At 63.0% G+C, this 19,487-nt stretch carries 20 protein-coding genes; 8 read left to right on the forward strand and 12 right to left on the reverse strand.

What is annotated here, in order from left to right; translation table 11 throughout:
* Positions 1 to 7: 7 nt before the first annotated feature.
* Genes AB4097_RS05405 through AB4097_RS05415 form a run of 3 tightly spaced genes read right to left on the reverse strand, consistent with a single transcriptional unit; the run spans position 8 to position 3,476 of the window.
* Positions 8 to 970 carry a pyridoxal-phosphate dependent enzyme gene (locus tag AB4097_RS05405; RefSeq protein WP_442037584.1) on the reverse strand — a complete coding sequence of 321 codons (963 nt, stop codon included), beginning with the start codon at positions 968 to 970 and terminating at the stop codon, positions 8 to 10.
* Positions 967 to 2,352 (reverse strand): M20/M25/M40 family metallo-hydrolase, encoded by a 1,386-nt coding sequence (locus AB4097_RS05410; protein ID WP_442037585.1) that lies wholly within the window; start codon positions 2,350 to 2,352, stop codon positions 967 to 969. Before AB4097_RS05410 ends, AB4097_RS05405 begins: the two co-directional genes overlap by 4 nt.
* 11 nt (positions 2,353 to 2,363) lie before the next feature.
* The gene (locus tag AB4097_RS05415; protein WP_442037586.1) at positions 2,364 to 3,476 is read right to left on the reverse strand and encodes an aminotransferase class I/II-fold pyridoxal phosphate-dependent enzyme; all 1,113 of its coding nucleotides are present in this window, start codon (positions 3,474 to 3,476) and stop codon (positions 2,364 to 2,366) included.
* A gap of 177 nt (positions 3,477 to 3,653) precedes the next feature.
* Here AB4097_RS05415 and AB4097_RS05420 point away from each other — a divergent pair, with 177 nt between their 5' ends.
* Entirely contained in the window at positions 3,654 to 4,769 is a 1,116-nt protein-coding gene (locus tag AB4097_RS05420) for an aminotransferase class I/II-fold pyridoxal phosphate-dependent enzyme (RefSeq protein WP_442037587.1), read from the forward strand.
* Positions 4,766 to 5,407 carry a helix-turn-helix transcriptional regulator gene (locus AB4097_RS05425; RefSeq protein ID WP_442037588.1) on the forward strand — a complete coding sequence of 214 codons (642 nt, stop codon included), beginning with the start codon at positions 4,766 to 4,768 and terminating at the stop codon, positions 5,405 to 5,407. The genes AB4097_RS05420 and AB4097_RS05425 overlap by 4 nt, the downstream gene beginning before the upstream one ends.
* Here AB4097_RS05425 and AB4097_RS05430 read toward each other — a convergent pair.
* From AB4097_RS05430 to AB4097_RS05450, 5 genes are all read right to left on the reverse strand, one after another.
* Complete coding sequence (locus AB4097_RS05430; protein ID WP_442037589.1) at positions 5,398 to 6,228, reverse strand: inositol monophosphatase family protein; 831 nt, start codon at positions 6,226 to 6,228, stop codon at positions 5,398 to 5,400. The genes AB4097_RS05425 and AB4097_RS05430 overlap by 10 nt on opposite strands.
* Positions 6,229 to 6,248: 20 nt before the next feature.
* On the reverse strand, positions 6,249 to 7,085 hold the full coding sequence (locus AB4097_RS05435) for an aldo/keto reductase (RefSeq protein ID WP_442037590.1): 837 nt from the start codon (positions 7,083 to 7,085) through the stop codon (positions 6,249 to 6,251).
* A gap of 94 nt (positions 7,086 to 7,179) precedes the next feature.
* Entirely contained in the window at positions 7,180 to 8,160 is a 981-nt protein-coding gene (locus tag AB4097_RS05440) for a S1C family serine protease (RefSeq protein WP_442037591.1), read from the reverse strand.
* A 165-nt stretch (positions 8,161 to 8,325) separates the two neighbouring features.
* Positions 8,326 to 8,538 carry a hypothetical protein gene (locus AB4097_RS05445; RefSeq protein WP_442037592.1) on the reverse strand — a complete coding sequence of 71 codons (213 nt, stop codon included), beginning with the start codon at positions 8,536 to 8,538 and terminating at the stop codon, positions 8,326 to 8,328.
* A 154-nt stretch (positions 8,539 to 8,692) separates the two neighbouring features.
* Positions 8,693 to 10,027 (reverse strand): protoglobin domain-containing protein, encoded by a 1,335-nt coding sequence (locus AB4097_RS05450; RefSeq protein ID WP_442037593.1) that lies wholly within the window; start codon positions 10,025 to 10,027, stop codon positions 8,693 to 8,695.
* Between the two features lie 156 nt (positions 10,028 to 10,183).
* On the opposite strand from AB4097_RS05450, the gene AB4097_RS05455 reads away from it, so the two are divergent.
* Both AB4097_RS05455 and AB4097_RS05460 read left to right on the forward strand, forming a co-directional pair.
* Entirely contained in the window at positions 10,184 to 10,483 is a 300-nt protein-coding gene (locus AB4097_RS05455; protein WP_442037594.1) for a hypothetical protein, read from the forward strand.
* Between the two features lie 223 nt (positions 10,484 to 10,706).
* Positions 10,707 to 10,952 carry a hypothetical protein gene (locus AB4097_RS05460; RefSeq protein ID WP_442037595.1) on the forward strand — a complete coding sequence of 82 codons (246 nt, stop codon included), beginning with the start codon at positions 10,707 to 10,709 and terminating at the stop codon, positions 10,950 to 10,952.
* A 208-nt stretch (positions 10,953 to 11,160) separates the two neighbouring features.
* On the opposite strand, the gene denD is transcribed toward AB4097_RS05460, so the two are convergent.
* The 4 genes from denD to AB4097_RS05480 all read right to left on the reverse strand — a co-directional run bounded on the left by denD (position 11,161) and on the right by AB4097_RS05480 (position 15,147).
* Positions 11,161 to 12,141 carry a D-erythronate dehydrogenase gene (gene denD, locus AB4097_RS05465; RefSeq protein WP_442037596.1) on the reverse strand — a complete coding sequence of 327 codons (981 nt, stop codon included), beginning with the start codon at positions 12,139 to 12,141 and terminating at the stop codon, positions 11,161 to 11,163.
* Positions 12,142 to 12,266: 125 nt separating this feature from the next.
* A complete protein-coding gene (locus AB4097_RS05470; protein WP_442037597.1) occupies positions 12,267 to 13,277 on the reverse strand; it encodes a TRAP transporter substrate-binding protein in 1,011 nt (336 codons plus the stop codon).
* Between the two features lie 47 nt (positions 13,278 to 13,324).
* Entirely contained in the window at positions 13,325 to 14,608 is a 1,284-nt protein-coding gene (locus AB4097_RS05475; protein WP_442037598.1) for a TRAP transporter large permease subunit, read from the reverse strand.
* Positions 14,605 to 15,147: a TRAP transporter small permease gene (locus AB4097_RS05480; protein WP_442037599.1), complete on the reverse strand. Its 543-nt coding sequence runs from the start codon at positions 15,145 to 15,147 to the stop codon at positions 14,605 to 14,607. Before AB4097_RS05480 ends, AB4097_RS05475 begins: the two co-directional genes overlap by 4 nt.
* Before the next feature lie 441 nt (positions 15,148 to 15,588).
* Here AB4097_RS05480 and AB4097_RS05485 point away from each other — a divergent pair, with 441 nt between their 5' ends.
* From AB4097_RS05485 to AB4097_RS05500, 4 genes are all read left to right on the forward strand, one after another.
* Positions 15,589 to 16,788 carry a mandelate racemase/muconate lactonizing enzyme family protein gene (locus AB4097_RS05485; RefSeq protein ID WP_442037600.1) on the forward strand — a complete coding sequence of 400 codons (1,200 nt, stop codon included), beginning with the start codon at positions 15,589 to 15,591 and terminating at the stop codon, positions 16,786 to 16,788.
* Positions 16,789 to 16,854: 66 nt separating this feature from the next.
* Positions 16,855 to 18,231: an FAD-binding oxidoreductase gene (locus AB4097_RS05490; RefSeq protein WP_442037601.1), complete on the forward strand. Its 1,377-nt coding sequence runs from the start codon at positions 16,855 to 16,857 to the stop codon at positions 18,229 to 18,231.
* Between the two features lie 21 nt (positions 18,232 to 18,252).
* Complete coding sequence (locus AB4097_RS05495) at positions 18,253 to 19,023, forward strand: SDR family oxidoreductase (RefSeq protein ID WP_442037697.1); 771 nt, start codon at positions 18,253 to 18,255, stop codon at positions 19,021 to 19,023.
* A gap of 222 nt (positions 19,024 to 19,245) precedes the next feature.
* Positions 19,246 to 19,476 carry a hypothetical protein gene (locus AB4097_RS05500; protein ID WP_442037602.1) on the forward strand — a complete coding sequence of 77 codons (231 nt, stop codon included), beginning with the start codon at positions 19,246 to 19,248 and terminating at the stop codon, positions 19,474 to 19,476.
* Positions 19,477 to 19,487 lie beyond the last annotated feature (11 nt).

Consider the following 19,487-nt stretch of genomic DNA (forward strand, 5'->3'; position numbering starts at 1 on the left):
CCGAGACCTAACTGTTCAAGAGAGAGAAGATCTTGTCGCGGTCGAAATTGGCGCCGCACAGAACGACGACGTTCGTCTGCCCCTTGCAGCTTTCCGCAATCTTGAGGAAGCCAGCGAGGGCGAGAGCCGCCGCGCCCTCGACGATCTGGTTTTCCTTGAAGGCGAGGTCCCTGAGAGCACCGGCGATTTCGGCCTCCGTGCAGGTCACGACCTCGTCGACGACGGCCATGGCCAACGGCAGGGTCATGCTGTCCTCGTCCATTCCGCCGGCGACGCCGTCGGCCAGCGTATCGAGATGTTCGGTCTCGACCACGCGGCCCGCCACGATGGATGAAGCAAGTGCAGCCGAATTCCGAGCCGCCACGCCGATGATCCGCGTTCGCGGGCTGAAGCTCTTGAGCACGGACCCGATGCCGCCGATCAGCCCACCGCCGCCCATGGCGATGAAGACATTGTCGATGCTCTCGGCCTGCTCCAGCAGTTCGAGGCCAATGGTGCCCTGCCCGGCCACGATCTCGGGATCGTTGTAGGGAGAGACATAGACGAGACCGCGCGAAGCGGCTTCCTGCTGGGCGTGAAGTTCCGCGAGCCCGCTCTCGGCACCGTGCAGGACCACATCGACATTGAACGAACGGATCCGTTCGAGCTTCGCCTTAGCGACGGTTTCAGGCAGCACGACAGTCAAAGCCTGTCCGATGGAGCTGGCGGCCTGCGCCGATGCGATGCCGTGATTGCCGGAGGATGCGGTGATGACCGCACGGTCGATCCCGAGCGCCGTCATCTTGCTCGCGGCACCCCGGATCTTGAATGAGCCGGTGAGCTGAAAATTCTCGGCCTTGAAGAAAACGGACGATCCCGTCTCATGGCCGATCCTGCGGGACGGCAGCAGGGGCGTCTCGAAGATATGCGGGCGAATGCGCCGGCGCGCCTGAACGGATCGCGCCGCGGCCTCGAAAACGATGCTGTTCATGGCGTCACTCCATCTCTCGGAGAAGTCTCAGTCGGCATGATGCCGTTCGCACGCTCCGCAAGCTTCTGAAAGATCGCCGAGGAACAGGTGATCATCGCCTCGAACTGCTTGACGATGATGTTCTCGTTCGGCGAGTGGAGCATGGCTCCGTGGTGCGTGAGGCCGATGCCGACGATGGTCGCGCCGAGCTGCTCGACAAAGGGATGCGACGTGCCGGAGGCGGGCGAACTCGGCTGCACGATGGCGGGCTGGCCGAAATGCTTCTCAAGAAGCACTTTCGCATCCTGGATGAACCAGTGATCCGTTGCTGACCGGACGGGCTTCACATTGGCATCGTGGGCGATGAGCTCGATATCCTCGAAGCCGTGCCGGTCGAGATGGGCGCGGAGAAGATCGACGGCGCGCTGCGGATCCTGATCGGGCACGAGGCGGAAATCGATTTTGACGGAGCCTTCGGCCGGCAGCACGGTCTTGGCGCCCTCGCCCATGTAGCCGCCGGAGAAGCCATTGACGTTCATGCACGGGGCGAAGTTCATCGCCGCGTAAAAATTGGCCTTGTCGGTGCCATTCAGAACCCGCTGTCCACCCGTCGCCTGAACCAGGCTGTCGAACGAGAACGGCGGTTCACCGGCGAGATCCCGCTCCTGTTCCGTAGGCTGCCGGATTGTGTCGTAGAATCCGTCGATCAGCACGCGGCCTGTTCGGTCACGTAAGGAAGCTGTTGCAGCCGCGAGCCGCCACAGGGGGTTGTCGAAGACCGCGCCCAGGCTCGAATGCAGGTCGGCTCTCGCCGTCCTGCAGCGCAGCTCGACAGCCATCACGCCTTTGAAGCCGCAGAGAATGATGGGACGGCCGCTCGAGTCGATCTCGCCATATTCCCACCAGCAGATATCGGCGTTCACGCCTGAGAACCGCGTCTTCAGAAACACTTCGAGAGACGGACTGCCGATTTCCTCCTCGCCGTCGACAAGCCAGATGAGCCTGAAGGGCAAGGGGCCGGGATTCTGCTCCCGGAACAGGCGCCAGCCTTCGAGGCGGCTCACGAACTCGCCCTTGTCGTCGGCGACGCCGCGTCCATACCAACGCCCGTCGCGCTCGCTCAGTTCGAACGGCGGGCTGATCCACAAGGAGACCGGCTCCTCCGGCTGCACGTCGTAATGATTGTACACGATGACGGTCAGGGGGCCGTCTCCGATCTCGCCCACGACGAACGGACCGATCTCCCCGGCGCAGATCTCCGTCTCGAAACCCGATGCGGCGAGCAGGTCGCGCACGGCCCGAGCGCACTCGGAGAGACATTCTTCCCGCGCACTCACGGATGGAATGTCGACGAGGCGCCTCAGATCCTCTTGCGCCCGCAGCAGGCTCTCTTTCGGCAGCATCGGTTGGCCACCTAGACCAGGCCGTGACGGGACAGGAACGTATCGAGACGGGCCAGTCCTTCGACCAGATGTTCCGTCTTCACGCCGATGCCGATGCGGATGTGGTTCTCGATCCCGAACCAGCTGCCGGCAACGACGAACACGCTCTCCTCTTCCCGCAGCCGGTTCGACAGCTCCTCGGACGTCATATCGAAGTCATAGCGAAGGAACGCCATGCCACCGGCGGCGGGACGCTGCCAGGACCAGCGGTTCCGCTTCTCGACCCAGTGCTCGACGATGTCGGCATTCTCGCGCAGAAGGGCGCGCCCGCGCGCGAGGATTCGCTCGCGGTTCTTCGGCTCCATGACGGCCGCCCCAAGGATCTGGCTCAGGATCCCGCTGCCGATCGTCGTGTAATCCTGCCGCTCGGCGGCTTCCTTGATCACCTCTTCGGGTCCGACGATCCAGCCGAGACGCAGCCCTGGGCATGCGAAGGACTTGGACAGGCTGCTCGTGACGATGACGCGCGGATATTCTCCATAGAAAGTCTCCGTCTCCGCTCCATCGATCTCGCCGCCGCGATAGATCTCATCGACCAGAAGCCAAGCACCGGCCTTCTGCGCGGCATCGAGCAGCGCCTCGCGGCTCTTGCGCGACAGAACGGCGCCGGTCGGGTTGCCGGGATTGGTGACCGAGATCAGCTTCACGCCGTCCATCGCCTTCGCCAACGCCGCCGGGTCGATCTGCCAACCTTGATCGGCCAGGAGGGGGAGGCGCTCGACGTTCATGCCGAGCGCGCGCCCGAGACCGTCCACCTGCATGAAGTTGGGAACCGCGAAGAGCACCTTGTCGCCGGGATCGATCATCGCCATCAGGGTGATCATCGTCGCCTCGGAAGAACCGTTCGTCACCAGAACGTTGGAAGCGGACGCGCCCGGGCACCAGGCGGCGATGGCGTTCCTGAGGTCAGGACGCCCGTCCGTCCAGCCATAGCCGAGCGGCTGTCGCAGAAGCGCCTGAGCCTCGTCCGCCGGCAGGATTTCCTCGATGGTGCAGGGATGGACCCCGCTCTCGGTCAGGTTGATCTCAACGCCGTTCTCGAACAGCGTCTGGTTCCGCTCCATCAGGAAAGTATCGAACTGCACCCAAATGCTCCAATCCGGAATGGGGTCTAGGCAACCGCGGAGAAACACCTCGCGCAGCAAGCGGCAGGGGCGGACCATGGCAGGCTGATGATTGAACCGTCAAGTCCAATTTGGACTATGAAGTCTATTTTTGCAGTGCTAAGACCCGCATGAATCATTTGCTTTGCGGGGATTGCCATGAAGTTCGAAGAGTTCACGCTCGAGCGCATTCAGTCGCTCTATGAAAACACGGTCGAGTACAACCTGTCCGACAGCGGGGTGCATCCCTATTCCCTGCGTGAGCTTCTGACGCCGGAACAGCAGAGCCAGGTGCTCGACGTCGAACTCGGCTACGGCTGGACCAACGGCCGCGTGGAATTGCGGCAGGCTATCGCCAATCTTCACCCCAACCGCAATCCTGACCACGTGATGGTCACCAACGGTTCGGCCGAGGCGAATTTTCTTCTCGTGATGTCGCTTCTCGAGCCTGGCGACGAGCTCGTGGTCTTCGTTCCGAACTATCTGCAGATCTGGGGCCTAGCCCGGGCCATCGGCGTGACCGTCAAGGAAGTCCTGCTGCGCGAGGAACTCGGATGGACGCCGGATCTGGACGACGTGCGCAAGGCCGTCACAAGTCGCACGAAGATGATGACGATCTGCAATCCCAACAACCCGACCGGGGCCGTCCTGTCGCGCGAGACGATGGACGGCCTTGTGGCCATCGCGCGCGAGCACGACATCTATCTCCATGCGGACGAGGTCTATAAGGGCGCGGAGCTCGACCAGGACGAGCCACCGAGCTTCGCGGATCTCTACGAGAAGGGCATCGTCACGAACGGCCTGTCGAAGGCGATGGCGCTGCCCGGCTTGCGCATCGGCTGGCTCGTCGGCCCCGTCGAGGAGATCTACACGTCCTGGCAGCGCAAGGACTACACCTCGATCACGACGGGCGCCGTCAGCGAGTTCGTGGCGGAGATCGCAGTGCAGCCCGCCAAGCGGCAGGAGATCCTCTCCCGCAGCAAGCGCATCCTGCGCGAGAATCTCGCTCTGCTGCAGCGCTGGGTCGATGCCAACAGCGACCTCTTCTCCTTCGTGCCGCCTAAGGCCGGCGGCATGGCCTTCATCCGCTACGCCATGCCCATGAACTCGACCGAGCTGGTGCATCGCCTGCGCGAGGAGCGCGGCATCATGCTTCTGCCGGGCGATGTCTACGGCATGGATGGCTACATCAGAATCGGCATCGGCGCCCCCGCGCACCATCTGGAAGCGGGACTGGAACGGCTCGCCGCCTTCGTGCGCGCGCAGGCCGCATGAGCCGCACGCGAAAAGCCGGCGCGACGGCGGCGCTGCCGCCGGAACTGGCGAGCTACGCGCCCGTCTGCGACGCCATCGCGCTGCTCTTCCAGCCCTATGCGGAAGTGGTGCTCCACGATCTTTCGACCGAGACCGTGGTGCATCTCTCCAATCCGTTCTCCAAGCGCGAACTCGGCGAACCGTCCCTTCTGCACGAGATCGACTTCAAGCCGTCCGACATCATCATCGGGCCCTATGAAAAGGTGAACTGGGACGGGCGGCGCATCAAATCGGTCAGCGCCGTCCTGCGCACACCCGATAAAGCTATCGGCATTCTCTGCATCAACGTGGACGTGTCGCATTTCCATGCCGTCATGCAGACGCTGACCGCGCTCGTCGCCGTGCCGCAATCACCCGAGAAGCCAGCTTCGCTGTTCAAGGAAGACTGGCATGAGCGCATCAACGAATATATCCAGTCATGGACCCGCGAACGAGGCCTGACCATCGCCGAGATGAGCCGCGCGCAGAAACAGCAGCTCGTCACGGATCTTGCCGGCGACGGCGCCTTCGGCGGGCGCAATGCGGCAGCCTATATCTCGCGCGTGTTGGGATTGGGACGCGCCACGGTCTACAACTATCTTAAGAAGGATCAGATCTGAGGGAGAAGCGCATCGCGTAACGCCTGCCAGCTCTCCCGGTCCGGGGCACTGATGAGACCGCCGCTGCGATTGACGGGACGGTATGGCGAACCGTCGAAGTGCGCCGTGTAACCGCCGGCCTCGCGATGGATCAGCCAGCCGGCCGCATGGTCCCATGGCATCACGCTCGACGAGAACGAGAAGTGCAGGTACCCGGCGGCTATCTGGCGATAAGTATGCGCCGCACAGCGCAGATCCGCCGCCATGGCGACCTTGGGCAGGTTGCCCGTCACCACGGGGCGAAGGTCTTCCGGCAGGTAGCGCCATGAGACGTTGCCCGCCATCTGCGACAGCGGCACCTTCGCAGCAACCTGGAGCGGGCTGGTGCTGCCATCCGGACGCTGAACCCACGCGCCTTCGCCGCGAACGGCCATGGACCAGTCGTCGGAAATCGGATCCAGGATCACACCGCAGACGATCTCGCCCTTGACCAGAACCGCCGCCATCACGCCGAATAGCGGAAGGCCCGAAGCGAAGTTCAACGTGCCGTCGACGGGATCGAGGATGAAGGCGAGCTCGGCTTTCCCGAGACCATCGAGCAGGCTCGCATCCCGGCTGACACCCTCCTCGCCGACGACGAGCGCGCTCGGAAAACGGCGCAGGAGCTCGGCCTCGATGACGCGCTCGGCCGCCTCGTCCGCATCCGTCACGAGGTCGAGCTGCGAGGACTTGGTCCGGATCGCATCGGCCGACAGGTTGCGGAAGCGCGGCAGGATCTCGGCCTGTGCCGTCGTCCTGAGAATCTCCGCAACGGCGAGTGCATCGGCTCGGGTGAAGGTCATGGGCTTGTCGTATCCTGCTTTCAGATCATTTCGAGCGGGCGTTTGCGCCGGGGCGGTGGAAACTCTGAATCGATGACCTCAAGATCATCGCTATCAAGCCGGACCTCAAGCGCGCGATGATTGTCCCGCACATGATCCTCGCTGGAAGCCTTGGGGATCGCGACGACGTCGGGCTGGTGAAGGAGCCAAGCGAGGGCGATCTGGAACGGGCTCGCTCCATGCTTCTCCCCGATGCTGTCCAGGACGCTGCTGCGCGGAAGCCTGCCCTGTTCGATCGGACTGTAGGCCATGAGCGGCATGCGATGCTCCTGCATCCAAGGGACGAGATCGAATTCCGGCCCTCTCCGGCTCACATTGTAGAGCACCTGATTGGTGGCGCAGTTCGCCCCGTCCGGTAATGCGAACAGCTCTTCCATGTCGTCGGTGTCGAAGTTGCTGACACCCCAGTGACGGATCTTGCCTGCACGGCGAAGCTCCTCGAAACCGGCAACGGTTTCCTCCAACGGCACGCTGCCGCGCCAATGCAGGAGATACAGATCCAACCGGTCCGTCCCCAACCGCCTGAGGCTGCGCTCGCAGGCCTGCACCACGCCCTGACGGCTTGCATTGTGGGGATAGACCTTGCTCACGAGGAAGAGTCGGTCGCGTTGCTCGGCGAGCGCCTCCGCAACGAGCTGCTCCGCCGCGCCCTCGCCGTACATCTCGGCCGTGTCGATCAGCGTCATGCCGAGTTCGACGCCGAGGCGGAGCGCGTTGATCTCCTGAGCGCGGCGGTTCGCCCTCTCGGCCATCTGCCAGGTTCCCTGCCCGAGAGCCGGAACGGCCTCGCCGCCTGGTAGCGTTACTTTCAGGCTCATGTCTCAACTCCGGCCGAGGGGCTATTCCTCTCGGGCATTGCACGATGGGTTATGAGAGCGGCTCAGCGCCACGCGTGTCATGGCGCTCTGACGATCACTGCAGGCGCGGTCCCTTCATGAAGCGGCCCCGATCGGCGGACCGGACCGTCACGTCGAACGTGTCCCCCTCCCGCTCGAGCGTGAGCGGAACATCGACGCCCGCCGCGCCTAGGTCCCAGACGGCGCGATAGAACTCCGCCAGCGAGGTGACCGACTGGCCGGCCACCGCGTGGATCTGATCGCCGGCCCTCAAGCCCGCCCGCTGCGCCGGCGCGTCGCCGGCCAAGCCGATGACCGTGATCTGATCGTCTTCGGCCTCTGCGACATAGAAGCCGAGCCACGGCCGCGGCTTGCTCTTGGTCCGACCGAGGGTCAGGAGATCGTCCAGAATTGGTTTCAGAAGATCGATCGGCACGCTCATGTTGAGAGGCACCACGGACCCGCCGGAGGCTTGATGCTGAAGCTGGAGCGAACCGATGCCGACGAGATCGCCCCGGGGCCCGATCAGGGCCGTGCCGCCCCAATTTGGATGGGCCGGCGCGGTAAAGATGGCGGGATCGATGAGATACTCCCAGTACCCTGCGAATTCCTGGCAGGCGACCACCTGCGCGGCGAGGGAATGGCTCACCCCTCCGCTCCCGCCGATGACGACCTGATCGCCAGGCTTAAGATGGCGGGAATCGCCTAAAGCCAGCACCGGTACGCCCAGGGGTTCGAGCGCCTGCACCAGCCCGAAACCGCTCTCGTAATCGTACGCGAGCACATGGGCCTGAACGGCGCGTCCCTTGTTGGTGGTCAGCCAGACCTCTTCGGCCTCTGCAATCAAGTAGCCGATGGTGACGACAAGGCCGTCATCCCGGATGACGACGCCCTGCCCGGCCCGTTCCGTCCCGAGCGTTTCGGCCGTGAAGGCATCGTCGGGAACCCGCGCCCTCAGCAAGACAACGGCGGCCAGAGCATCCTTGAGATCGTAGCCGAGCGTTCTCGGATCGGGTTGATATTCTGGAGGGATTTCCCATTCGTCGGGTGATTGCATGCAAAGCTCCTCAGACTCTCGGCGAAGAGTCTGCACCCTGTAAAAATGGCAGGGCATGCGGCGCCTTCAACGGGCCTCCCCCATTTGACGCACAAAAAGCCCCGATGCGAGATCGCATCGGGCATCCGACATGCGCCTTCCGAGGCACCGCCGAAGGAGCTGGCGCTATGCCGCTTCGAGAACGTCCGCCGGGGCGATGCGAGCAGCTTCGCTCCAGATCTGCCCCTGTTTCTTTTCCAGCATGCTCAGAGCCTGCCGGGCGTAGAGACGAAATTCATGCTGGAGGAGCCGCGATGCGGTCTCCCACACTCCGTCTTCATGCCGGGCGACGAAAAATGCGCGAGCGATCTGCTCGATTTCCTGGTCCGTCTGATCCACCTGTGCCCCCACACAGGAGCCCTCACGGCTCCGCCAGCTGCGCCGAGAACAAATCCGGCGCCAACTGTCGGCAAGGTGTCTGATTTGCGGACTCGTGTCTGTACCCGAAAAGACACGATTCAGCCACAAATCGCCGCTGCCGATCATGGAGGCGTCAGGCAGCCCTGGCCGTTGCGAGGAACCGGTCGATGTCCTGTCTCAGGCGCTGGAGCTGCTGGTCCAGGGTGTGCTTGGCGCTCGAAACCTCCTGCGCCGCGGCGGCCGCGGAGGCCGTCGACCCGGTCAGCGCCTCGATGCTCCGCACGACCGCATGGGTATGGTCGCTCGTCTGGTTGACGTTGACAGAAATTTCCGACGTGACCGCAGCCTGCTCCTCGACAGCAGCCGCGATGGCCGTGGCGATACCGCTCAGCTCTTCCATGATGCGGCCGATATTGTCGATATCGGATACGCTGCGCTGCGTCGCCTCCTGGATCGCCCCGATGCGCGAGCCGATCTCCGTCGTCGCCCTGGCGGTCTGGTTGGCAAGTGTCTTCACCTCCTGCGCAACGACGGCGAAGCCCTTGCCCATCTCTCCGGCACGGGCCGCCTCGATGGTGGCGTTCAAGGCGAGCAGGTTGGTCTGAGCCGCGATACGTTCGATCAGATCGACGACGTCTCCGATTTCCTTCGCCTGCTCGGCCAAACCGTTGACGGTTTCCTTCGTCCGCTGGGAACTTTCCAGGGCATGCCGGGCGACATCCGCCGAACGGCTGGCCTGCTGACCGATCTCGCGAACGGACGATGCGAGCTGTTCCGTCGCGGCCGCACCGGATTGCATGTTGGACGCGGTCTGCTCAGCCGCCGTCGTGACCTGGACGGCGAGGCTTCGGGCGCTTCCGGTCGCCTCGTCGAGAACCGTCGCGCTCTCGGAAAGTGCGCTGCTCGCCTGCCCGGAGATCTCGAGGCTCTCCTGCACGGCATCGGAGAAGGATGCGACGGCCCGCGACAGGTCCTCACCCTTCTTCTGGCGATCCTGAACGAAGGCATCCTGATAGACGGAGATGGCGAAATCCATGTCCAGCATGACCGCCAGGTTCACCGCCGCCAGCTTGCGGGCGAGAGCTCCTCCGCTGAAGCGATGCTTTCTGGCCAGCACCTGGATCAGTTCATTGAGGATGAAGGCATAGCCACCAATGTACCAGCGCGGCTCGAGGCCGATCTTGTTATGGATGAGCCCGATGCGGCGGATGCCGTCCACATAGGCGGCATCGAAGCTACCGCTGAAGAGCCTGCCCCAATGCTGCATCTGAGCCGAGACGAGGCGGGATTGCTGGGTACCGATCAGCCGAGAGAGCTGCGGCTGCCGATGCATATGCTCGTAGAAGCGTTCGAGGATCTTCGACAGCTCGGGGGAGATGTCCTGCCAGATCCCGCGAAGTTCCCGGCACACCTCGTCGTCGATCCCCAGGAATGCGAGCCGCTCGGCAAGAAACAGGTCGTTTTGCAAAATTCTTCCCCAAACCACGTCGTCGGAAGTGATCTAAGGCGGCAGGCTGGGCCGAAGCTTGCTTCGTCCGGCCAAGTCTGGGGCAGATTGAAAGCCCAGGAGGCGGAACCAGACGGCAGGCTACGCGTTAACCTGGGCAGTTTCCGGGGCTATACGATGCTTGATAACATTGCGGAAAGTTCCAATTTGACCCAGCCGGTTTCCAGGGCGCTGCCCGCTCGCCACAACGTGCCGCCGCTCCCGCATTCGGTCCAGGAGCATCTGGGGCGGATGTTGAGGGCGGATTATTACGAGCTGGCCGATAAGCCGCGCTATCTCGGCGATCCCGCGCTCCCCCTGGAATTCGACCCCTATCTTTACCGTCTCGAGCAGAAAGAGCGTGCTCTCAGGATCATGCGGGTTCGGGAACAGGGCACACGGGCCGTGGCCGAGGCTCTTGCAGGCTTCACCTGCTGACCTATCGGAGAAGGATCGAGTCCGGTCTCGTTCCGAAGGGCAACGGCCAGCGGCGCGCAACCTTCAGCCCGCGTTCACCGTCACGGGTTCACAAGAGCGCATCACGCGGGAACTCCTCTCGGTGGCGGACACTTCGAAGAGCATGGGACATCAAAGCGGACGAGCCGTCCTGAGGCAGGCGTTCAAAAGCCTGGAGCATGAGGTACCAGGCAAGGTCGCCCGCGTGCTTCGCAGCCTCCGTCATCCGAACTCGCGCTGGATCAGGATTCCCGCCGGCCTCCTTCTCATCCTGGGCGGGATCTTCTCGTTTCTGCCGGTTCTCGGATTATGGATGCTGCCCTTGGGCCTTCTGCTGATCGCCCGTGATATCCCCATCCTGCAGAAGCCCATCGGCCGGTTCACCCTTTGGGCCATTCAGAAATGGGCTTCCCTCAGGCAAAGATTCTTTCCCGAGCGTCCCCGACGCTAGCGCATCGGACGGAAAAGTGGACCCGGTATTCGCTGACGCGGCCCTGCGGGTCCGCTCCATCCGATGCGCCAGCCAAGAGAAAAAGCATCGGATTGATCCCAAAAGTGGGAACCGGTTTTGCGTGAGAAGATGCGGGACGACAACAACTTAGAGCATCGGGCGTGAGTTCGATTTCACGTCCGATGCTCTAAGCGCCGAGGGCCACCGATCAGGTGGGGATGACGCCGCCGAGTTCGTCCTCGACATAGATGGAGATGATCTCGTCGAAGCTGGCCTCCGCACGGAAGCCCAGGCTCTCGGCGCGGCGTGCATCAAAGCGGCGGGGCCACCCTTCGACGAACCGGATGATGGTCGGATCGAGCTCGTGGCGGATCCGGGCGACGGCCGCCTCGCCGGCGACGCGCCGAAGCGCCTCGATCTGCTCGCCGACGGTCACCGACACGCTCGGCATCGTCAGATTGCGCCGCGGACCGATGGTCGACGTGTCCATGCTCGCCGCATGGATGAGGAAATTGACGGCGGAGCGCGGCGAGGCATGGGCGTGGCGGACATCGAGCGAAACCGGCAGGACGGTTTCCTGGCGGTTCAGCGGCTCGCGGATGATGCTGGAGAAAAAGCCCGATGCCGCCTTGTTGGGTTTGCCCGGGCGGACGCAGATCGTGGGAAGTCGGATCCCTACGCCGTCGAAGAACCCGCGCCGGGTGTAGTCGGCCAGCAGCAGCTCGCCCATCGCCTTCTGCGCCCCGTAGCTCGTGAGCGGCGTCAGGAAGAACTCATCCCCGATCGCGTCCGGGAACGGAGCGCCGAACACCGCGATGGACGACGTGAACACGACGCGCGGCTTGTATCCGTCCCCGATGGTGCGAACGGCATCGAACAGGAACCGCGTCCCGTCGAGATTGATCCTGTATCCCTTGTCGAAATCGGCCTCCGCCTCGCCGGACACGATGGCGGCAAGGTGGAAGATCACGTCGGGACGGCTCGCGACCAGCTTCTCCGCCTCGCCGGGCATCGAGAAATCGGACGTCAGCGTATCGACGGCAAAGGACGCCTGAGGGCGCTCGGGTTCGACCACATCGTGCAGAACGAGGCGCGTGATTGCCTCTCCTCCCAACCGGCCTTCCCTGACCAGACGTTCCGTGAGCTTGCGGCCGACCATTCCGGCCGCGCCGAGAATAAGGATCTGCATCGATCGGCAATCCTTTCAAATCGTGCCTGAAGACCGCAACGGCCGTTCGGGCTGGAGGAAGTGGGGACGACGCCGCTTGGAGCGCAATAGCTCCGAGCGGCGTCACTCTCATCTTTGCAGCGGGCTTACTTCTTCCGGACCTTGTCCAGTTCCGTCTGCATCATCTTCACCGTCTCGGGCCCGATCGTCGCGGCGTGCTTCTCCCAGACGGCCTTCGCCTGCTCGCGCATGCGGTTGGCCTCCTGTTCGTTCAGCTCATTGACGATGATACCGGCGCCCTTGATCTTGCTCAACGAGGCTTCCGACAGCTCGCGGGACACCTTGCGCTGCTCATCGCGCGAGACGGCGGCGCATTCCCGCAGAGCGGCCTGCTCATCCTTCGACAAGCCGTCCCACAACTTCTTGGAATAGAGCATGAGGAACGGCGTGTAGGCGTGACGCGTCACGGAGAGGTACTTCTGCACCTCGTAGAACTTCGACGTATCGATGGTCACGAACGGGTTCTCCTGACCGTCGATGGCCTTCGTCTCCAGAGCCGTGAAGACTTCGCCGAACGCCATCGGCACCGCGTTGGCGCCCATGTTCTTGAACGTGTCGAGGAACACGTTGTTCTGCATGACGCGAACCTTCAGGCCTTTGAAGTCCTCCCACTTCTCCACCGGACGACGCGAGTTGGTGAGGTTGCGGAAGCCGTTCTCCCAATAGGCCAGGTTGACGAGGCCGACCGCCTCGAGCTTGCCGTCGATGTACTTGCCGAACTCGCCGTCGAGGACGGCATCCGCCTCCTTGTTGTTGGCGAACAGGAACGGCAGGTCGAACACGCCGAGATCCGGCAGGATGCCGATGAGGGGCGAGCTCGACGTGACGACCATCTCCTGCGTGCCGGAGCGAAGTGCCTGCGTGGCCTGGAGGTCGCCCCCGAGGGCATTGCCCCAGAAGCCCTGCACCTTGATCTTGCCGCCGGACTTGTCGGTCAGGCAGGCCTGGAACTTCTCGACCCCTTTGCCGTTCGGGTGATCCTCGTTCACGCCGTTGGACAGGCGGATGTTGCGTTCCGTGAACTGGGCCGAGGCCGGAGCGGCCGCCATGATGGTCGCGGCGACGCCAGCGGCAAGTGCGAATTTGAGTGCTTTCATGGTTGTTTCCTCTCTCTTGTTGTCAAGTCTTCAAACGTCCCGTCTCCTCATCGCCCCCGCAACCAGCCAAGGGGAACCATGACCAGATCCGGGAAGATGATGAGCAGGAAGAGCACGATGAGCTGGGCGATCAGGAACGGGTTCACGCCGCGAATGACCGCGCCCATCGGCACGCGGGCGACGCCGCTCACCACGTTCAGCACGATTCCCACCGGGGGCGTGATCAACCCGATGGCGTTGTTGATGATGAACAGCACGCCGAAATAGACCGGATCGATGCCGGCCTGCTTCACGATCGGCATCAGAACCGGCGTCAGGATCAGAACCGTCGGGGAGAAATCCAGAGCGGTTCCGACAATGACGACCAGGAACATGAGGGCGAACATGAGCAGGGTCTTGTTGCCCATCAGTGGCTGGATGAGCCCGCTGATCTCACCCGGAATGTTCGCCTGGGTGATGAGCCATGCCGACACGAGCGCCGCCGCGACGAGGAACATCACCACGGCGGTCGTTTTCGCAGCGGTGAGGAAGACCCCGTAGAGCATCGACGGCTTCAGCTCGCGATAGACGAACATGCCGATGACGAGCGCATAGACCGCAGCGAGCACCGCCGCCTCGGTCGGAGTCACAATGCCCCACTTGATGCCGCCCAGGATCATCACGGGCATGAGAAGCGCGTAGAAGCCGTCGACGAAGGCCTTGCCCCTCTCGCGCATGGATGCCCGCGGCGACGCCTTCATCTTGTCTCTTCGGCTGACGATGGCCCAGGCGACGACGAGCGCCACGCCCATCATCACACCAGGAACGACACCGGCGAGAAAGAGCTGGGAGATCGACACATTGGCCGCGACACCGAAGACGATAAAGCCGATGGAAGGGGGGATCACGGGGGCGATGATGCCACCGGCCGCGATGAGGCCCGCGGCTCGCGGAATGTCGTAGCCGGCATTGCGCATCATCGGGATCAGAATGGCCGCAAGAGCGGCCGTATCGGCGGCTGCGGAGCCGGACAGGGCCGCGAGGATGAGCGCCGCCACGATGGCAACGTAACCGAGGCCACCATGGATGTGACCGAGACATGCCAGAGCGAAATTGACGATGCGCTTCGACAGGCCGCCGACATTCATCAGTTCGCCGGCCAGCAGGAAGAACGGAACGGCCAGAAGCTGAAAGTTGTCGGCCCCGATGATCATGTTCTGGGCCACGATCTGGCTGTCGAAATTACCGAGCCAGAACATGAGCGCGAGAGCGCAGACGATCAGGGAGAAGGCAATCGGCATGCCGAGTGCCATGGCTCCGAGAAGCGAGACGAGAAAGACGATAATGGTCACTCGAGCCGCTCCCTCAAGGCATGGGCTTCATCGCCGCTGTAGTCGCCGGCAAAGGTCTTGAGCTCATGCTCGCTGATACGCCCGGTGAGGACCCGCAGAATCCGAAGGAGCGCCATCAAACCCAATCCGATGCTTGTGAAATACCCGATGCCGTAGACCCAGAGCATCGAGATCTCGGTGATGGGCGCGTAATTCGTGGCGTTGATTTCGGCCTGCTGCCATGTCCCCCAGAAGAAGACGGCGCAGCAACCTATGATGAACAGGTCGGACAGGACCATGCAGACCTTGCGGCCATTGTCGCCAAGACGCGCCACTAGGGTCTCGACGCCCAGATGGGCATTCTCGCGCCCCACCACGACGGCGCCGATGAACGTGAGCCAGACGAAGAAGAAGCGGGACAGCTCTTCCGAAACGTCGATGCCCGTATCAAAGAGATAGCGCAGCACGACGTTGCCGAAGACCATGGCGACCATGGCGGCCAGCAGGAGAACCAGCAGTCCTTCCAGGCCTTTGAAAAAGATGGAGGTAATCCTACTCACACGATCTCCCTGCCGTAGGCGCCCATTTCGGCGCTCATGATTCTGTACTCCCCAAGGCACTGTTCAACCCTCGGGAACGTCAAACATGTCAGTCGATCTAAGGCGCAGCCCCAGGGGGTGTCAATTCAGCCGATGGTGCGGTTTCGCGAGGAACCTGCGATGCAGGATAACGGGTTTTGCTCTTTCCGATCCGGTTCGTTCGCGTTTTCACATGCGGCGGCATCTATGCGAGCCTTGGAAGAAACCTCAACTCCGTCTCTCGGGGAAAACGAGATCATTCTGAGAACGTATCTTTGTATCAGATTAGACTTATGAATACCTGCTCGCGCAGAGCATTTCGGTGGATATCATGGGACCGGCAGCTTCCATCCTGCCCACGGGCGGCTTCAAACCTTCCGCCTCTGCCGATCGCCGCAAGAGCGCAGCCCCAACGAGGATTCCATGAAGATCACAGGCGTCGAAACAATCCGTCTCCAGGAATTCGCGAACATCGTCTGGATCCGCCTGCACACGGATGGAGGCCTCGTCGGCCTCGGTGAAACCTTCATGGGCGCGGCAGCCGTCGAGGCATACATTCACGAGACCGTCGCGGCCAAGCTGATCGGGCGCGATCCTCTCCAGATCGAAGGGATCAACCGGGATCTCCAGAACTATCTGGGCTGGCGCTCCGCCGGCGTCGAGACACGCGGCAACTCGGCCGTCGACATCGCCTTGTGGGACCTCTTCGGCAAGGCGCATGGCAAGCCGGTCTGCGACATGCTCGGCGGACGCTCCCGCGACAGGATCCGTGTCTATAACACCTGCGCGGGCTACCGTTACATCCGCGACAGCCGTGCGCAGAAAGTCGCCAACTGGGGCGTCGGCGAGACGGAAGGTGCCTACGAGGACCTGGACGCGTTCCTGCATCGCGCGGACGAACTCGCTCACTCGCTGCTGGAGCAGGGCATCACGGGCATGAAGATCTGGCCCTTCGATGTCGCGGCCGAACGCAGCCACGGCTACGACATCTCGCCGGACGAGCTCCGCACGGCGCTCGAACCCTTCGCCAAGATCCGCAAGGCCGTGGGCGACAAGATGGACATCATGGTCGAGTTCCATTCCCTGTGGAGCCTGCCGATGGCCAAGAAACTCGCCGGGGCGCTCGCCGAGTTCGACACCTATTGGCACGAGGATCCCTTCCGCCTCGACAATATCGGCGACCTCAAGGAATACGCGCAGCATTCGAAGGCCTGGGTTTGCGCGTCGGAGACCCTGTCCTACACGCACGCGTTCCGGGAATATCTCGAAACCGGCGTCGCGGGCGTCGCCATGCTCGACCTGTCCTGGTGCGGAGGCCTGACGGAGGCTCGCAAGATCGCCGCGTTGGCGGAAGCCTGGCATGTGCCGGTCGCGCCGCATGACTGCACGGGCCCGGTGGTCTACGCCGCGTCGTGCCACTTCTCGCTCCATGCGCGCAATGCGTTGATCCAGGAGAGCGTCCGGGCCTTCTATACGGGCTGGTACACGGAACTCGTGACGGAACTGCCGACCGTCGCACAAGGCGAGGTCACGGTGAACATGAAGCCGGGGCTCGGGCTCGAACTGCTGCCGGAACTCTGGAAGCGGCCGGATGCGATCATACGGCTGACCGAGGAACCCTGATCCTTCAGGAACCGGATATGAATTGCCCTCCAGGCCGAGACCGCTTCGAAGATTGAGTCAGATACGATGAGCCATGTGATTGACGCCCTCGTTGCAGCCCTGGGATCTCAGGTCCGCATCGGATCCGACATCCCTGCCCGCAATCATGCCGATGCCAGCGGCCTCAAGCCCGTCGCTCCCCAGGCATTGATCCTGCCGCAGACCACGGAGGATGTTTCGACCGCCCTGAGGATCTGCCATGAGCACCGCCAGCCCATCGTCACGCAAGGCGGATTGACCGGCCTTGCGGGCGGCGCTCACCCGCAAGCGGGAGAGATTGCCCTGTCCCTGGAGCGGATGAACGGCATCGAGGAGATCGACGCCGCGAGCGCGACGCTGACAGCCCTTGCCGGCACGCCCCTCGCGGTCATTCAGCAGGCGGCGGACGAGGCAGGATTCCTATGCGGGATCGATCTCGGCGCGCGGGGAACCTGCACCATCGGCGGCAACATCGCGACCAATGCCGGCGGCAATCAGGTTCTGCGCTATGGCATGACGAGACGCAACGTTCTCGGCCTGGAAGTAGTCCAGGCGGACGGCACCGTGGTTCGGTCCCTCAACAAGATGCTGAAGAACAATGCCGGATACGACTGGACGCAGCTCTTCATCGGCAGCGAGGGAACTCTCGGCATCGTGACCCGGGCCGTGATCGGGCTGCATCCCAAGCCTCAGGGCCTGCAGACGGCCCTCTGCGCGGTCGGCAGCTTCGAGGATGCCCTCGTTGTCCTGCGCCGATTCCAGCAGGCGCATCCGGGACGCCTGCTGGTCTTCGAGGCCATGTGGCGGGAATTCATGACGGTCGCAACCGAGATCTGCGGCCTCGCGCAGGCCTTCGAGGCGGAGCACGACGTGACGCTCCTGATCGAGGCCGATATGGGAGCGGACCCGGCGGGGACGGAAGCCTTTTCCCTTCTCCTCGAAGAGTTCTACGAGCAGGGCCTCATCAAGGACGCCGTGGTGGCTCAGTCCCGCGCCGACCGGAACCGCTTCTGGGCCTATCGGGAAACGCCTTACGAATATGGGCGCTTCCTGCCTGAGGAAATCCGCTTCGACGTGAGCGTGCCGCTCAATCGGATGACGGAAGCCGTCGCACACCTGCGTCAGGAGATGCCGAAGCAATGGCCGGATGCCGTTTACGTCGTGTTCGGGCACGTGGCTGACAGCAACATCCATATCAATGTCGCCATTCGCGACATGGACGATGCGGTCAAGAAGGGCGTTCAGAATCTCGTCTACGATCTCGTGTCCCGTCTCGGCGGCTCGATCTCTGCGGAACACGGCATCGGCCGCATCAAGCGCCCCTATCTTCCCTTGAGCCGCACGGAGCCCGAGCTTGCCCTCATGAGGCAGGTGAAGCAGACGCTCGATCCCGCCGGCATCCTCAATCCCGGCCGCATTCTCTAGAGCATCGGATCCACGATGAAGATGAACATTGCGAACCTCTTCGATCTGACGGGCCGCATCGCCCTCGTGACGGGATCGAGCGCGGGGGTCGGCCTTGCGCTCGCGCGAGGGCTGGGACGCGCCGGAGCCCGCGTCATCCTCAACGGACGCCAGCCGGACAGGGTCGCGGGAGCGGCGCGGATCTTGCGGGACGACGGTTCATCCGTGTTCGAGATGCCTTTCGACGTGACGGACAGCAAAGCGGTCAAGACCGCCATCGACCAGATCGAGAACGACATCGGCCCCATCGACATCCTGATCAACAATGCCGGCATGCAGCGCCGGGGTCCTCTCGAGGATTATCCGGAGGAAGCCTGGCACGAGCTGATGACGACGAATGTCGACAGCGTCTTCTATGTGAGCCAGGCCGTCGCCAGGAAAATGATCCCGCGCGGCCGGGGCAAGATCATCAATATCTGCTCGGTTCAGAGCGAACTCGGCCGCCCGTCGATTGCGCCCTATACGGCCACCAAGGGAGCCGTGAAGATGCTCACGAAGGGCATGGCCATCGATTGGGGCAAGCACGGTCTCCAGGTGAACGGCATCGGACCCGGCTATTTCAAGACGGAACTCAATCAGGCCCTGGTCGACGACAAGGCCTTTTCCGACTGGCTCATCGCTCGTACGCCCTCCCGCCGCTGGGGTGAATTGGAGGACCTGATCGGCGCCGCCATCTTCCTCGCGTCGGACGCCTCCGGCTTCGTCAACGGCCAGATCATCTATGTCGATGGGGGCGTGACGGCCTCGCTTTGAGACATCGTTCAACCCATCCTTAAGGTTTGAGATCGTAAATCGCTATTCGCGGTTGCCATATCCGGCCAGGATGGTTAGCAACGGCACCTGTGTTTCGCAAAGCACCGACCACCGAAAGCGGGCTACTTTTGGGGACGGTGCCCACTTCATTGGAAGAGCGCATCGTTCGAGGCGGCCTCAGGGCCGTACGATGCGCTGGAAAAGCGACTTGGGAGGTGCTTCATGCCCCACGGAGCGTACTGCGTTGCATTTAAGCACGATCGTTGGACGGTCTCTCAGTTCGGCCGCGATCTCGGCTCGTTTTATTTTCGCGCAAAGGCATTGAAATTCGCCGTCGAGGCCGCCTGCTGGTCAGCCGTGTCGAACAATCCGACGGTTTTCGTTCTCGACCGGACAGGCGATTTCTATACCGCCTGGCGCGGCGACCGGGACAGTCTCTCGGCCGAACTCTGAACGCCTGCCAC

Origin of the sequence: Microvirga sp. 2MCAF35, assembly GCF_052115545.1 — a bacterium.
Classification (GTDB): Bacteria; Pseudomonadota; Alphaproteobacteria; order Rhizobiales; family Beijerinckiaceae; genus Microvirga.

Coding starts and splice junctions, on each gene's coding strand:
- AB4097_RS05405 (WP_442037584.1), bottom strand. CDS start 970: ATGAACAGCATCGTTTTCGAGGCCGCGGCGCGATCCGTTCAGGCGCGC.
- AB4097_RS05410 (WP_442037585.1), bottom strand. CDS start 2,352: ATGCTGCCGAAAGAGAGCCTGCTGCGGGCGCAAGAGGATCTGAGGCGC.
- AB4097_RS05420 (WP_442037587.1), top strand. CDS start 3,654: ATGAAGTTCGAAGAGTTCACGCTCGAGCGCATTCAGTCGCTCTATGAA.
- AB4097_RS05425 (WP_442037588.1), top strand. CDS start 4,766: ATGAGCCGCACGCGAAAAGCCGGCGCGACGGCGGCGCTGCCGCCGGAA.
- AB4097_RS05430 (WP_442037589.1), bottom strand. CDS start 6,228: ATGACCTTCACCCGAGCCGATGCACTCGCCGTTGCGGAGATTCTCAGG.
- AB4097_RS05435 (WP_442037590.1), bottom strand. CDS start 7,085: ATGAGCCTGAAAGTAACGCTACCAGGCGGCGAGGCCGTTCCGGCTCTC.
- AB4097_RS05440 (WP_442037591.1), bottom strand. CDS start 8,160: ATGCAATCACCCGACGAATGGGAAATCCCTCCAGAATATCAACCCGAT.
- AB4097_RS05455 (WP_442037594.1), top strand. CDS start 10,184: ATGCTTGATAACATTGCGGAAAGTTCCAATTTGACCCAGCCGGTTTCC.
- denD (WP_442037596.1), bottom strand. CDS start 12,141: ATGCAGATCCTTATTCTCGGCGCGGCCGGAATGGTCGGCCGCAAGCTC.
- AB4097_RS05470 (WP_442037597.1), bottom strand. CDS start 13,277: ATGAAAGCACTCAAATTCGCACTTGCCGCTGGCGTCGCCGCGACCATC.
- AB4097_RS05485 (WP_442037600.1), top strand. CDS start 15,589: ATGAAGATCACAGGCGTCGAAACAATCCGTCTCCAGGAATTCGCGAAC.
- AB4097_RS05490 (WP_442037601.1), top strand. CDS start 16,855: ATGAGCCATGTGATTGACGCCCTCGTTGCAGCCCTGGGATCTCAGGTC.
- AB4097_RS05495 (WP_442037697.1), top strand. CDS start 18,253: ATGAACATTGCGAACCTCTTCGATCTGACGGGCCGCATCGCCCTCGTG.
- AB4097_RS05500 (WP_442037602.1), top strand. CDS start 19,246: ATGCCCCACGGAGCGTACTGCGTTGCATTTAAGCACGATCGTTGGACG.